Raw genomic sequence first — 13,830 nt, 5'->3', positions numbered from 1 at the left:
AATCACACTAATTGCATAAAAATTCATTTTATGGCAGGGTATCGCCTTCTCTGGCTGACCACATCACAGGAATCATAAAATGAAAAAATGGATTATCGCTGCTGCGCTGGCTTCGCTGGCGGTGACCGCTCAGGCCGCGGAAACGATTCGCTTCGCCGCTTCAGCAACCTATCCGCCATTTGAATCTCTGGACAAAGAAAATAACCTCGTCGGATTCGATATCGATCTGGCTAAAGCGCTGTGCCAGCAGATGAAAGCAGAGTGTACCTTCACGAACAATGCCTTCGACAGCCTGATCCCCTCACTGAAGTTCCGCCGCTATGACGCTGTGATTTCTGGTATGGATATCACCACGGAACGCAGCAAGCAGGTCGATTTTACCCAGCCCTATTACGCTAATTCCGCCATTGTGATTGCGCAGAAAGGTAAGTTCAGCAGCTTCGGTGATTTGAAAGACAAACGCATAGGCGTTGAAAACGGCACTACCCACCAGAAATACCTGCAGGATAAGCATCCGGACGTGAAAGTGGTGGCGTATGACAGTTATCAGAATGCGATTCTGGATATGAAGAGTGGCCGGCTGGATGGCGTGTTTGGCGACAGCGCGGTAGTGAATCAGTGGCTGAAGACCAATCCGGATCTCGCGACGGTCGGTGAACATGTTACAGATGCAGATTACTTCGGCACCGGCCTGGGCATTGCTGTGCGTAAAGGTAATACGGCGCTGCGCGATCGGTTCAATCAGGCACTGACTGAACTGAAAGCCAACGGCAGCTGGCAGCAGCTCAATCAGAAATGGTTCCCGGAGTAACTTCGGGGATTACCGGACTCAGTGCTGACGGCGGGTTAACAGCGTCAGCACTTCAAAATGCGCGGTGTGCGGGAACATGTCGAACAGCTGTACCTTCGTGACCTCATAGTCATTCAGTTGGGCAATATCCTGCGCCATGGTCTGCGGATTACAGCTTGAATAGAGCAGATAATCCGGGGCCATCTGGCTGAGATAATCACACAGCGCCTCACCGATCCCACGGCGCGGCGGGTTCACCAGCACCAGCTGCGGCACCGCGTCACGTCCGGTCGCAAACGCCGTCGAATCCAGCGCCGCAAACTGCACGTTTTTCAGTCCCAGCATCTCAGCAGAACGCTGGGCGCATTTAATCGCCTCAGCACTGATCTCAATGCCGGTCAGCGCCATCTCCGGTGTCGCGCAGTGCAGGCCAAAACCGCCTACGCCGCAGAAGAGATCCCACATGCTGTTAACCGGCAGCGCACGCACCCAGTCGCGCGCGGTGGCATAGAGCGCGCTGGCAACCTGCGGATTGGTCTGAAAGAAGCTCTGTGGGCGGATCCACAGCGGCACGCCATTAAAGTTCTCTGCCAGCGACTGCGCAGGCGTCAGCGCAATCTCCTCCTCTCCCTCCAGAATCGCCATGTGCACCGGCTGAATGTTGGCAGAAATCACTACCAGCTGCGGTAACTGCTGTTGCAGCCACGGCAATGCCGCGCGCAGCTGTTCCAGTTTGGCGGTTGAGCGCAGGACAAAGCGCAGCATGATGCCGCCCTGCTGGCTTTCGGTAATCAGCAGGAATTTCAGTTCGCCGCGTTTGCGCGCCACGTTATAGGGCGTCAGCCCGGCACGGGCGATAAACGGTTTGAGCGCTGCAAACACCGGCTGGAAGCTGGCGGGATAGAGCGGGCAGTCGCAGAGATCGACAGGCTCACCATCACGGTGAACAAGACCCAGCACCGGACGCTCCACACTACCGCTGACCACCATTTTGGCTTTGTTACGGAATGCCTGCTGCAGTGATGTCACTGGCGGCAACCAGGACGCAACCGGCTGATCGGCGAGTAACTGTTCCAGCATCGACTGTTTGTCGCCTAGCTGAATGGGATAGGGTTTTTCCAGCCACTGACAGGAGCGGCAACGGTTAGCGTCATAAAGCGCGCAGTGCATGGTAGAGCCTTAACGATGGGGTCGGGCGGAGCGCGATTGTATCATCGCTTCCTGAAAAAAGCGCGACTGCTGGCAGGCAGAAACAGCAGCATCAGCACCACCAGATCGGGGATTTTCTGCGACAGGGTATGGTGGATAATCTGGGCGTTATTGTCGCCATCGATGCTGAAAATCTCCGGGTAAATCCCGCCCAGCGAGGCGAACAGCATATAGATCAGCACAACCCCCTGCGTGGCCACATAGCCCCAGCGGCCACGGTTACTGCCGCGCATCAGGGTAAAGGCGCAGCGCAGTTCGAACAGGAAGATCAGCTGGCTGGCGATAAAGATAAGCGTAGAGTCCCAGGACTGGGCGCTGCGGTGAACAAAGTTGGCGATTTCATTATAACCCAGCTCATTGGCCAGCATCAGTACGCTCAGGCAGCGGGTCGCAATAATGGCAATGCCCGCGACCGTCACCGGAACCGGTGCGTCTGAAAGCGTTGCACTGCTTTTGAAGATTTCTGACATAGTCCCTGACTCCACCTGATCGAAAAACGGGCCGGTTAAACCGGCCCGTTCATATAGTGGCAAAGGTTACGTATTTCAGCCACGTTTAGCTTTCTGAATATCGCTTAAACGCTGTTTTTCTTCGTGTGCCATGAATCGCCAGGCGATAAAACCGACTAAACCGACCACAAACAGGATCAGGGAAGCCAGCGCATTGATTTCCGGGTTCACGCCGCGGCGTACGGTAGCGAAGATCGCCATCGGCAGCGTGGTGGCGCCGGGCCCGGTCACAAAGCTGGCGATTACCAGATCGTCGAGTGACAGAGTAAACGCCAGCAGCCAGCCGGTGACAATTGCCGGCGCAATCATTGGCACGGTAATGACGAAAAAGACCTTCAGCGGCGTCGCGCCTAAATCCATCGCCGCCTCTTCGATTGAGCGGTCCAGTTCACGCAGACGCGAGTTAATCACCACCGCCACATAGGCGGTACAGAAGGTGACGTGCGCCAGCCAGATGGTCAGCATGCCGCGCTCACTTGGCCAGCCAAAAGCGTTGCCCATGGCCACAAACAGCAGCAGCAGCGACAGACCGGTGATCACATCGGGCATCACCAGCGGCGCCGTCAGCATAAAGGCAAAACCGTTGTGCCCACGGAAGCGACCAAAGCGCACGATGATGACCGCCGCCAGCGTGCCCAGCACCACCGCCATGGTGGCCGACAGCCCGGCAATGCTCAGACTCAGCAGCACCGCGTCAATCATCGCGCTGTCCTCAAACAGCACTTTGTACCAGTGGAATGAGAAGCTGTCCCACACCGTTACCAGCGGTGAGCTGTTGAAGGAGTAAACCACCAGCAGCAGCATCGGCGCATAAAGGAACAGGAAGCAGCAGACCAGAATGCCGGTACGCCAGGGCGAGCGAATAGTTGGCAAATTATTCATGCCTTCTCTCCCATTTCACGGTTTTGATGCTTATGGAACCAGATGATCGGCAGAATCAGGATCAGCAGAATAATCACCGCCAGCGCGGAAGCCACCGGCCAGTCGCGGTTGTTAAAGAACTCCTGCCACAGGATACGACCAATCATGATGCTGTCCGGCCCACCCAGCAGTTCAGGGATCACGTATTCCCCCACCGCCGGGATAAACACCAGCATCGACCCGGCAATAATGCCGCCTTTGGTCAGCGGCACAATCACGCTGAAAAAGGTCTTCAGCGGACGCGCACCCAGATCCAGTGAGGCTTCCACCAGCGAGTAGTCGATACGGGTCAGCGCGGTGTAGATTGGCAGCACCATGAAGGGCAGATAGCAGTAGACGATACCGATATAGACCGCGGTGTTGGTGTAAAGAATAACCAGCGGATGATCAATCACGCCCAGCCACAGCAGGAAGCGGTTCAGAATACCGTTGTTGTTCAGCAGCCCCATCCAGGCGTAGACGCGCACCAGAAACGAGGTCCACGACGGCAAAATCACCAGCAGCAGCAGGATGGTGCGCATCGAGGGTTTACTGTGCGCCACGGCCCAGGCGAGCGGATAGCCAATCAGCAGACAGATCACGGTCGAGATCGCCGCCACTTTCAGCGACTGCAGATAGGCATCGACGTAGAGCGGATCGTCGGTCAGCGTCAGGTAGTTGCCGAAGTTGAGCACGATGCTGAACTGATCATCTGCCCAGCTCACCAGTTCGGTGTAGGGCGGGATAGCCCGCGCAATGTCCGCAAAGCTGATCTTCAGTACCGTCAGAAACGGTAACAGAAACAACAGCACCAGCCAGACATAAGGCAGAGCAATGACCAGCTTGCGGCCATGCTGCATTTTTACCCGCGTGGCCCAGCGTTGCAGCGGCGTGCCGACCAGTCGGGCGGGCGCTTTGGCGCGTTGAAAAATCTGGCTCATAGCCGCTCCTTAAACCGTCAACACCACGCAACTGTCGCTTTCCCAGCAGAGACGGACTTCATCCCCCCATGTCGGCAACCCTTTGCGGTAGCGATGCGCGTTTTGCAACTGTGCGCTGATCATCTGTCCGCTGTGCAGACGGACATGGAAGATAGAGAGATCGCCGAGATAGGCGATGTGGACCACTTCACCCACCGCAAAGTTACAGCCATTGGCCGGCACCTCATCACACAACATCACTTTTTCCGGACGCAGCGCGACATGCACCGGTACGTTATCCACCACAGAGACATCGGAATCGACTTTCAGCGGATGCATCAGGCCGGGGCTGTCGATTACCAGGCCATCTGCCTGACGTTCACGCAGCAAACCTTCGAAGACGTTAACCGAACCGATAAACTCGGCGCTGTAGCGGCTGGTAGGATGCTCGTAGATCTCCTCCGGCTCGCCAATCTGCACGAACTTACCGCGATTCATAATCGCGATACGGCCCGCCATCGTCATTGCCTCTTCCTGGTCGTGCGTCACCATCACGCAGGTCGCGCCCACACGCTCCAGAATATCAACCACTTCCAGCTGCATCCTGTCGCGCAGCTTCTTATCCAGTGCGCCCATCGGCTCATCCAGCAGCAGCAGTTTTGGCCGTTTCGCCAGGCTACGTGCCAGCGCCACGCGCTGACGCTGACCACCGGAGAGCTGATGCGGTTTGCGTTTCGCAAACTCCTGCATATGCACCAGCGCCAGCATTTCGGCGACGCGGCTGGTGATCTCCCCTTTCGGCAGCCGATCCTGCTTCAGACCAAAGGCGATATTCTGCTCCACCGTCATGTGCGGGAACAGCGCGTAGGACTGGAACATCATATTGATCGGACGCTGATAGGGAGCAACGTGCGACAGATCCTGTCCATCCAGCACAATCTGGCCGCTGGTGGGCGGCTCAAAACCGGCCAGCATACGCAGCAGCGTGGATTTGCCGCAGCCCGATGCGCCCAGCAGAGCGAAGATTTCACCTTTATAAATGGTCAGACTGACATCATCCACGGCGTGCTGGCCGTCAAAGGATTTGGTCAGATTGCGGATCTCCAGCAGCGGCGTTAAGGCCTTTGCGGTTTTATGTTGAGGGCGGGGAATGGCATCGTTCACAAAGGGTTCTCTCCGGAGCCAGGCGGAACATGGCGGCAAAATCCGCCGCTAAAAATGGCACAACAGAGGCCGACACTGCGCCTCTGTTGCTGATGCGTGACAGGTCAATCCGTTAAGGACGAATTACTTACCACTTTTTACTTTAGTCCATGCGCGCGTACGCACACGATCCAGTTTCGGATCCTGGACTTTCAGCACGAACAATTTCGACATCGCTTCTGGCGTCGGGAAGATACCCGGGTTGTTGCGGACGTCGGCATTGATCAGCGGCAGCGACGCTTTGTTGCCGTTGGCGTAATTCATTTTGTTGGAGACATCAGCGATCACTTTCGGATCCATGATGTAGTTCAGCCAGGCGTAGGCACCGTCGAGGTTTTTGGCATCCTTAGGAATTGCCATCATATCGAAGAAGGCCAGCGCCCCCTCTTTCGGCACGCTGTAGCCCAGATGCACACCATTTTTCGCTGCATCGGCACGGTTTTTCGCCTGCAGAATATCGCCCGACCAGCCGATGGCGACGCAGATGTTACCGTTAGCCAGATCGTTAATGTACTGCGACGAATGGAAGTAGCGGATATTCGGACGCAGTTTCAGCAGCAGGTCGGTCGCCGCGCCGGAATACTCTTTGGCATCAGAGGTATTCGGGTCTTTGCCCAGATAGTTGAGCACGGTGGCGAAGATCTCTTCTGGCGCATCCAGGAAGGAGACGCCACAGCTTTTCAGCTTCTCCAGATTTTCCGGCTTCAGTACCAGATCCCAGCTGTTGACCGGCGCATCAGCGCCCAGTGCGGCTTTAACCTTGTCGATGTTGTAACCGATACCGGTGGTGCCCCAAAGATAAGGAATGGCATATTTGTTACCCGGATCGTGCTGCGCCACTTTTTCCATCAGCGCCGGATCGAGATTTTTATAGTTAGGCAGTTTGCTTTTGTCCAGCGGCTGGAATACCCCGGACTGCAGCTGACGCGCCAGGAAGCTGGAGGATGGCACCACGACATCGTAGCCGGTGCTGCCCGCCATCAGTTTGCCTTCCAGCACTTCGTTGGAGTCAAACACATCGTAGACCACTTTAATGCCGGACTGCTTTTCAAAGTTTGGCACGGTATCTGGCGAAATATAATCGGACCAGTTGTAGACGTGCAGCGTTTTATCTTCCGCCATACTGGTGGCCGACGCGGCCATCAGCGCAGCAGCTACTACAGCTGACAGCCATTTCTGACGTGAGTTGAACATATTTTTCCATCCTCCTGAGCGGGTCATTTCAACGCTGCAAACCTGAGATCCCTGCATTGCGTTCTGTACAAGACGTCAGTGACACAATGAATCATTATTCAGCGGGAGTTTAATAGCAAAATCCTATAGCTGGGACGCAGTTACACGTCTGTTACAGCCCCGCAAGCATAGCCCCCCCGGTCAGGCTTCACCAGACCCCAGCGTAAAAAACGCCTGAAACCGATATTTTATGCATGTTTGAGCTATGAGGTTCGGCTTTGATGGCATAAACCACGACAAATATCTGGCGGTAAAGGGCAAAGTGCAGAATAAAAAAAGGGGGCGGCAAATCGCGGGCATAAAAAAGCCGTCTCAGGGACGGCTTAGTGGGCGACCATGTCGGGCTTAGTGCAGCACAGAATGAACGCTGGTCACCGCAACGTGCTCTTCTTCTTCACCCACAATCAGCAGATTATTGGCAAAGGCTTCCAGGATGACCATGGAGATTTGCTCTTCACTCTGTTTCATAAAGTGTGAGAACTGACCAAAGGTTAATCCGGCGGTAGTGGTCATTGACTGACAGACAATGAGCTTCGGCAGATTATCATCCTGAATGTCGATAAAGGCTTTCACCGTCAGTGAACTGGCATTAATTTGCGACAGATCGCCAACCAGTGGAATCAGCGCCGTCGGCTTCACTTCAGCCAGCGCCGAAAACAGAATGACGTTGTCGACCAGATCGATTTTGGCGTCAAACACCCCATCGAAGTTTTGCATGTGCGGCAGATGAAGTGCCTGACAGGCATCGCATTCGAACCAGGTGATATTTTGCTGATCCAGCCAGCGACGCAGCAGGTCGATATCCGGAACGACAAGAGAATCCATCGTAAAATCCCAGTGGGGTGATAAACAGGCGACTTAGCTTACGGAAAAATGCGCGGCGATGCCACGAAAACTGCTGAAAAGCGCGTGTCAGCCAGCGGTTTTAGGACGGAGCCCGGGGATGGCCTGCTGCTCAATCCGCTGAATCATCAGCGCGGCAATGTTAAGGCCGCTGCTGGTTTCGATGCCTTCCAGACCGGGCGAGGCGTTCACTTCCATCACCAGCGGACCGCGATGAGCGCGCAGAATATCGACACCGGCGACTTCCAGCCCGAGCGTGGCCGCTGCTTGCACGGCGATCTGCCGCTCCTGAGGCGTGATGACCACCGGATACGCTTTACCGCCGCGATGCAGATTAGAGCGGAAATCGCCCTCTTTCGCCACCCGCTCTATTGCTGCCACCACCTGATTGCCGATCACCAGACAGCGAATATCTCGTCCCTGTGCTTCTTTAATAAACTCCTGCACCAGAATGTGGGCGTTCAGGCCGCGAAAAGCATCGATGACGCTCTCCGCCGCCTGACGCGTTTCCGCCAGTACCACACCGATGCCCTGCGTGCCTTCCACCAGCTTAACCACCAGCGGTGCGCCGCCCACCATGGCGATCAGATCGTCAGTGTCATCGGGTGAAGAGGCAAAGCCGGTGACCGGCATGTCGATGCCTTCCCGTGCCAGCAGCTGCAGCGAGCGCAATTTATCCCGGGTGCGGGTTATGGCGGCGGACTCATTCAGCGGATAGCTGCCGCACATCTCAAACTGTCGCAGCACTGCCGTGCCATAGAAAGTAATGGCGTTGCCGATTCGCGGAATAACGGCGTCGAAATGGCCCAGCGGTTCACCACAATAGTGAACCGCCGGTGAGGCGGGATTGATATTCATATAGCAGGAGAGCGGATCGATGATTTGCACCTCGTGGCCGCGCGCGGCGGCCTCGTCACGCAATCGTCGGCTGGAGTAGAGCGTCTCATCGCGCGACAAAATGGCTATCTTCATCGCAGCTCTCCCTTGATGGATTAACGCGTGGCCCAGCCCTGCTGATGCAGATAGTCGAGCATAAACGGACGCGTCTCTTTAACGATCAGCCGCTGAATCAGCTCGCTCCAGGTTTCGCTACGCTGGTTGCTGTCGCGCTGCTGATAATAGAGTTCTGTGCGGCTGTCGTATTCTGCCAGCACTGCCGGATCCAGTGGCTGATAGCGGTTTTCATGCACCAGCATCGCATGCGGCATACGCGGTTTGACGTCCGGCTTTGACTCCGGATGCCCCAGGCAGAAACCAAACAGCGGCAGCACAAATTTTGGCAGGCCCAGCAGCTCGGTCACTTCCGCAATGCTGTTACGAATGCCGCCGATAAAGACGCCGCCCAGATCCAGCGATTCCGCTGCGACCATCGCGTTCTGTCCCATCAGCGCGGTGTCGACGCAGCCCAGCAGCAACTGCTCGGCACGGCCCAGTTGCGCATCCGGGCAAATCTGCAGGTGGCGATTAAAATCAGCGCAGAAAACCCAGAACTCAGGCGCATCCGCGACCCACGTCTGTCCGCCCGTCAGCGTCACCAGCTTGTCACGCAGCGCTTTGTCGGTGATACGGATAATGGAAGAACACTGTAAAAAGCTGGATGTGGACGCCGATTGCGCCGCATTAATAATCGCTTCACGCTGGGCTTCGCTGACCGGCTGGTCAGTAAAGGCGCGGATTGAACGGTGGCTGCACAGTAAATCAATGGTCGGTGTCATAAAGTCTCCAGCAACATTATCTTTTTTTATCAATCTGATTAAACAGCTGTGGCGCGATAGCTTTCGCGGTGCGCCACATCAATAGCCAGGCAGCAGGCAGCATCAGCACCACGCCGGCGATGAACAGCACGGTAGCCAGCGTTCTGGCATCAGCCTTGTCTGGCAGCGGCAGCCAGTGGTTGATCAGCAGCAGCGCACCCAGAATTAACAGGCCGCCAGCCGCCTCCAGCACCAGAATAAACCGGGGTAATCTGGCCACACTCTGCATCACTTCCTCCTGCCTTTGCGGCTTACTGAGCGTCAATTATGGCCAACAACCCAAAAATTGCGCGGGTTACACGGGCTGCCGTTGTGAAAAAGCTCTTGTTTCAGACGCTTCCTGAACGGCGGCAATAGCGTGCGGGCATCAGACTAACAGGCAAATCCTGCTTTCCTTAAGCGATACGAGCGGGCATGATGGTTGCCATTCTCTGTTTGATTATGTGATACGCATCACATAATAGTCGCTGCAAGGAGTTCTCAATGATTGCTGTTATTTTTGGTCGTCCGGGCTGTCCCTACTGTGTCCGTGCCCATGAACTGGCCGACAAACTGACCGCGGAGCGCGATGACTTTAGCTATCAGTATGTTGATATTAATGCAGAAGGCATTACTAAAGCCGATCTGGAAGCCAGCGCCGGTAAACCGGTCAGTACCGTGCCACAGATTTTCGTGGACGAAAAACATATTGGTGGCTACACCGAGTTTGCGGCCTGGACCAAAGAGAATCTGGGATTTGTCGCGTAAGCGCAGATAACCGGAATGAAAAAGGCGAGGCAGGATTTTCCTGTCTCGCCTTTTTGCTCTCTGGCTGATGCCAGCCATCCGGCACCGTTTAGTTGAGCGACGCCATCACAATCTGCATTAACCGTACCAGCAACGCCCCGCAGCCTGCCCAGAACAGCGCACTGAGACTCCATGCGATGGCAAACAGTCCGCTGCTGTGAATAAACAGGCTGTTATTGAGCAGCAGTGCTGCCAGCAACGTTCCCCAGAGCCCCATCAGCAGCGTGCTTTTTAACGGGCTTTCCACCTGCATCAACGCCATCACAATACCAGGTAACATAAAGAGCATTAATTCGGGCTGACCACGAAGCGGGCCGGGACCGACCTGCCAGAAGTGACAGGTAAAAACAAACACCAGACTGTACATCACCACGCCGCACAGGCGGGTAGTCCAGAGATAAGAACGCTGCGGCATACCACCCCACTGATTAAAAGTAACCCCGACAATAACCTGCTGATATCCCTGATGCGTTCTGGTGGAAATAAAAATAAACAGTTCGTTGTGGCAACGAATGAAAACAGCCAATGGCTGTGAAAGATATTTGTGATTAGAATAGCGCCGCGATAACGGTTCCATTTGCAGTGTTGATACAACAGCACCTCAACGGCTTGCTCACGATAGCGAAAAACAGGCCACTCTTCAACAGGTTACACGTAAACAAGAAGTTAAACAGTGAATATTAACGTCGCAGGATTGTTAAGCGGAAATGACATTTTGTTATTATTTGTCGTTTTAGCGCTCGGCCTCTGTCTGGGCAAGTTGCGTCTTGGCTCGGTTCAGCTGGGAAATTCGATTGGCGTATTAGTGGTTTCGCTCTTATTAGGGCAGCAGCACTTCGCGATCAATACCGATGCATTGAGTCTGGGCTTTATGCTGTTTATTTTTTGTGTTGGTGTTGAAGCGGGTCCCAACTTTTTTTCTATTTTCTTTCGCGACGGCAAAAACTATTTCATGCTCGCCATCGTCATGGTGGTCAGCGCGCTGTTGCTGGCACTGGGGCTGGGTAAACTCTTTGGCTGGGATATTGGTCTTACCGCCGGCATGCTGGCCGGGTCGATGACCTCAACCCCTGTGCTGGTCGGGGCGGGTGATACCCTGCGGCAAAGCATCAGCGATCCAAAGCAGCTTGGATTGATGCAGGATCAGCTGAGCCTCGGTTATGCCGTGACCTATCTGATCGGCCTGGTCAGTCTTATTTTCGGCGCACGCTACCTGCCCCGTCTGCAACATCAGGATCTGCCGACCTGTGCGCAGCAGATTGCCCGGGAACGCGGTCTTGATGCGGACAGCCAGCGTAAAGTCTTTCTGCCGGTGATCCGCGCCTATCGCGTGGGCCCGGAACTGGTGGCGTGGAGCGGCGGCAAAAACCTGCGCGAGCTGGGTATCTATCGTCAGACAGGTTGTTACATTGAGCGTATCCGCCGCAACGGTATTCTCGCCAGTCCCGATGGGGATGCGGTGCTGCAGCTTGGTGATGATATCTCGCTCGTCGGCTATCCCGATGCACATGCCCGGCTCGACCCCAGCTTCCGTAACGGCAAAGAGGTGTTTGACCGCGATCTGCTGGATATGCGCATCGTCACCGAAGAGATCGTCGTGAAGAACCATAACGCAGTAAACAAACGCCTCAGCAAGTTAAACCTTACCGATCACGGCTGCTTCCTGAACCGCGTAATACGCAGTCAGATTGAGATGCCGATCGACGACAGCATCATGCTCAACAAAGGTGATGTGCTGCAGGTCAGCGGCGAGGCGCGACGGGTAAAAAGCGTGGCAGATCGCATCGGCTTTATCGCGATTCACAGTCAGATGACCGATCTCCTGGCCTTCTGTGCCTTCTTTATCGTGGGTCTGATGATTGGTCTGATTACGTTCCAGTTCAGCAATTTCAGTTTTGGTATCGGTAACGCGGCGGGTCTGCTCTTCGCCGGTATCATGCTCGGCTTCCTGCGCGCCAACCATCCGACCTTTGGCTATATTCCGCAGGGCGCGCTTACCATGGTGAAAGAGTTTGGCCTGATGGTATTTATGGCGGGTGTAGGATTAAGCGCCGGCAGCGGGATTAATCACGGCCTGAGCAGCGACGGTGCGCTGATGCTGTTGTGCGGTCTGCTGGTGAGCCTGATTCCGGTGATCATCTGCTATCTGTTTGGTGCCTATGTGTTGCGGATGAACCGCGCCCTGCTGTTTGGGGCCATCATGGGCGCGCGAACCTGCGCACCGGCTATGGAGATCATCAGCGATACGGCACGCAGTAATATTCCGGCGCTGGGCTATGCCGGAACCTATGCGATCGCTAACGTGTTACTGACGCTGGCGGGGACGCTGATTGTGATTATCTGGCCGATACTGCCCCTATAAAATTTTTTTGCTGACGTCCAGAACTTTATTGTTAAGCGATAGTCATAATAAGTGCCACTGCTTTTCTTTGAAATCCCCAAATTGTGGAGCCCGCTGGTCTTTTTCCCGGCGGGTTTTTTTATGCCTTTTTTCGTCCCATCCCGCGCTTCCATACCGGAATCAACTCTCAAACCGTCATAAAACTTAAACAGTTGTGCAACTCATCATGAGATTAAGAGCCTTTCCATAGACGAACTGGCCGACAAAAAGCAGGATAGCGCTCTGATAAGTTAGCAAATTGTGCTGCTTGATTGGTTGGGCGCGCTGTCGCTGAACGTTTATTTGCCGCTGTTATCGAGCCTGGGTGACCGGATGTTACCTGACGCTGATGACCGGCCTGTCTGCTGAGGAATTTATCCCGAAATGGAAGAGCTGAACCACGCACTGTTTACTGCCATCAATGCCACACCGGCGTCACCCACCTGGTTGCTGCAACTGGCGACCTTTATTGCCAGAGATCTCATCGCCATTGTGCCGCTGTTAATCGTCGGGATGTGGCTCTGGGGACCGCGCGATCAGGTTTCTTCGCAGCGGGCGCTGGTACTGAAAACCGGTATGGCGCTGATCTATGCGCTGGCAATCTCCTGGTGTGTGGGTCATCTGCTGCCGCATCCCCGCCCTTTCGCCATTGGCTACGGTTATCAGTTCCTGCCTCACGCCGCCGATGACTCCTATCCCAGCGATCACGGCACAACAATATTCACCTTTGCTCTGGCATTTATTTTCTGGCATCGCCTCTGGTCAGGCGTGGTGCTGATGGTGGCGGGTTGCGCCATCGCCTGGTCGCGGGTCTACCTGGGCGTTCACTGGCCAATGGATATGCTGGGTGGATTCCTGGTGGGTCTGCTGAGTTGTCTGGCGTCACATCTGGCGTGGCAGTTCTACGGCGAGCGGATGCTGGCGGTGATCAACCCACTCTATCGGGCGCTGTTTGCCGTGCCAATTCGTAAGGGCTGGACGCAGAATTAAAATAAGTGGCTGCTCATATGCCTGAATCAGGATCTCACAGCAACGTATAAAATTAACGCGAAGGGAACACGGTCAGAAGAGGAAGCGTCCCGCGGCATGGATAAAAACGCCAGGCGTTTTTGAACAACGCAACGCGCTGGCCCGGCTACGGGCGCACCTCAGGGAAGAGGTGCGTAATTGCGCGGGCCGGGCATGTCAGGGACTGGCCTTAGCGTCTTTCCGATCTGACCGTGTTCCCTGAGCAGGCGCGATATGACCGCTATTTGAGAAGCATGAATCAACAACTCAGGGACACATCAGCGTCCCTGCTTAC

General features: G+C 55.1%; 15 protein-coding genes. 4 read left to right on the top strand and 11 right to left on the bottom strand.

The features are described 5' to 3' along the window. The first annotated feature begins 79 nt into the window (after positions 1–79). Entirely contained in the window at positions 80–811 is a 732-nt protein-coding gene (locus AC6I8J_RS06205) for an arginine ABC transporter substrate-binding protein (RefSeq protein ID WP_222924279.1), read from the top strand. Between the two features lie 18 nt (positions 812–829). Here the strand turns inward: AC6I8J_RS06205 and rlmC are convergent, their stop codons facing one another. The 10 genes from rlmC to AC6I8J_RS06155 all read right to left on the bottom strand — a co-directional run bounded on the left by rlmC (position 830) and on the right by AC6I8J_RS06155 (position 9,590). Beyond that, complete coding sequence (gene rlmC / locus AC6I8J_RS06200) at positions 830–1,960, bottom strand: 23S rRNA (uracil(747)-C(5))-methyltransferase RlmC (protein WP_260057746.1); 1,131 nt, start codon at positions 1,958–1,960, stop codon at positions 830–832. A 41-nt stretch (positions 1,961–2,001) separates the two neighbouring features. Next, a complete protein-coding gene (locus AC6I8J_RS06195) occupies positions 2,002–2,469 on the bottom strand; it encodes a YbjO family protein (RefSeq protein WP_222924281.1) in 468 nt (155 codons plus the stop codon). A gap of 75 nt (positions 2,470–2,544) precedes the next feature. Continuing rightward, entirely contained in the window at positions 2,545–3,390 is an 846-nt protein-coding gene (potI, locus tag AC6I8J_RS06190) for a putrescine ABC transporter permease PotI (RefSeq protein WP_013357282.1), read from the bottom strand. Then, entirely contained in the window at positions 3,387–4,349 is a 963-nt protein-coding gene (gene potH, locus AC6I8J_RS06185; RefSeq protein ID WP_161734268.1) for a putrescine ABC transporter permease PotH, read from the bottom strand. Before potH ends, potI begins: the two co-directional genes overlap by 4 nt. A gap of 9 nt (positions 4,350–4,358) precedes the next feature. After that, positions 4,359–5,492 (bottom strand): putrescine ABC transporter ATP-binding subunit PotG, encoded by a 1,134-nt coding sequence (potG, locus tag AC6I8J_RS06180; protein WP_161734270.1) that lies wholly within the window; start codon positions 5,490–5,492, stop codon positions 4,359–4,361. Positions 5,493–5,615: 123 nt separating this feature from the next. Then, positions 5,616–6,725 carry a spermidine/putrescine ABC transporter substrate-binding protein PotF gene (gene potF / locus AC6I8J_RS06175; RefSeq protein ID WP_161734272.1) on the bottom strand — a complete coding sequence of 370 codons (1,110 nt, stop codon included), beginning with the start codon at positions 6,723–6,725 and terminating at the stop codon, positions 5,616–5,618. A 384-nt stretch (positions 6,726–7,109) separates the two neighbouring features. After that, entirely contained in the window at positions 7,110–7,589 is a 480-nt protein-coding gene (locus AC6I8J_RS06170) for a YbjN domain-containing protein (RefSeq protein WP_161734274.1), read from the bottom strand. Between the two features lie 87 nt (positions 7,590–7,676). Further along, positions 7,677–8,579 (bottom strand): 30S ribosomal protein S6--L-glutamate ligase, encoded by a 903-nt coding sequence (gene rimK, locus AC6I8J_RS06165; RefSeq protein WP_161734276.1) that lies wholly within the window; start codon positions 8,577–8,579, stop codon positions 7,677–7,679. A 20-nt stretch (positions 8,580–8,599) separates the two neighbouring features. Beyond that, the gene (gene nfsA, locus AC6I8J_RS06160) at positions 8,600–9,322 is read right to left on the bottom strand and encodes an oxygen-insensitive NADPH nitroreductase (RefSeq protein WP_161734278.1); all 723 of its coding nucleotides are present in this window, start codon (positions 9,320–9,322) and stop codon (positions 8,600–8,602) included. Positions 9,323–9,338: 16 nt separating this feature from the next. Beyond that, a complete protein-coding gene (locus tag AC6I8J_RS06155) occupies positions 9,339–9,590 on the bottom strand; it encodes a DUF1418 family protein (protein WP_161734280.1) in 252 nt (83 codons plus the stop codon). 254 nt (positions 9,591–9,844) lie between these two features. Here AC6I8J_RS06155 and AC6I8J_RS06150 point away from each other — a divergent pair, with 254 nt between their 5' ends. Further along, positions 9,845–10,108 (top strand): GrxA family glutaredoxin, encoded by a 264-nt coding sequence (locus AC6I8J_RS06150; RefSeq protein WP_003849263.1) that lies wholly within the window; start codon positions 9,845–9,847, stop codon positions 10,106–10,108. An 88-nt stretch (positions 10,109–10,196) separates the two neighbouring features. Here AC6I8J_RS06150 and ybjM read toward each other — a convergent pair whose 3' ends face one another. Further along, on the bottom strand, positions 10,197–10,562 hold the full coding sequence (ybjM, locus tag AC6I8J_RS06145) for an inner membrane protein YbjM (RefSeq protein ID WP_497825174.1): 366 nt from the start codon (positions 10,560–10,562) through the stop codon (positions 10,197–10,199). A 258-nt stretch (positions 10,563–10,820) separates the two neighbouring features. Here ybjM and AC6I8J_RS06140 point away from each other — a divergent pair, with 258 nt between their 5' ends. Further along, positions 10,821–12,509 (top strand): aspartate:alanine antiporter, encoded by a 1,689-nt coding sequence (locus tag AC6I8J_RS06140; protein WP_013357276.1) that lies wholly within the window; start codon positions 10,821–10,823, stop codon positions 12,507–12,509. 402 nt (positions 12,510–12,911) lie between these two features. Further along, a complete protein-coding gene (gene ybjG, locus AC6I8J_RS06135; protein WP_285086018.1) occupies positions 12,912–13,517 on the top strand; it encodes an undecaprenyl-diphosphate phosphatase in 606 nt (201 codons plus the stop codon). Positions 13,518–13,830: the final 313 nt, after the last annotated feature.

The sequence above is a fragment of the Pantoea sp. X-Soil-ISGK-355 genome, from assembly GCF_059730805.1.
This window is presented reverse-complemented; position numbering and strand designations above follow the sequence as displayed.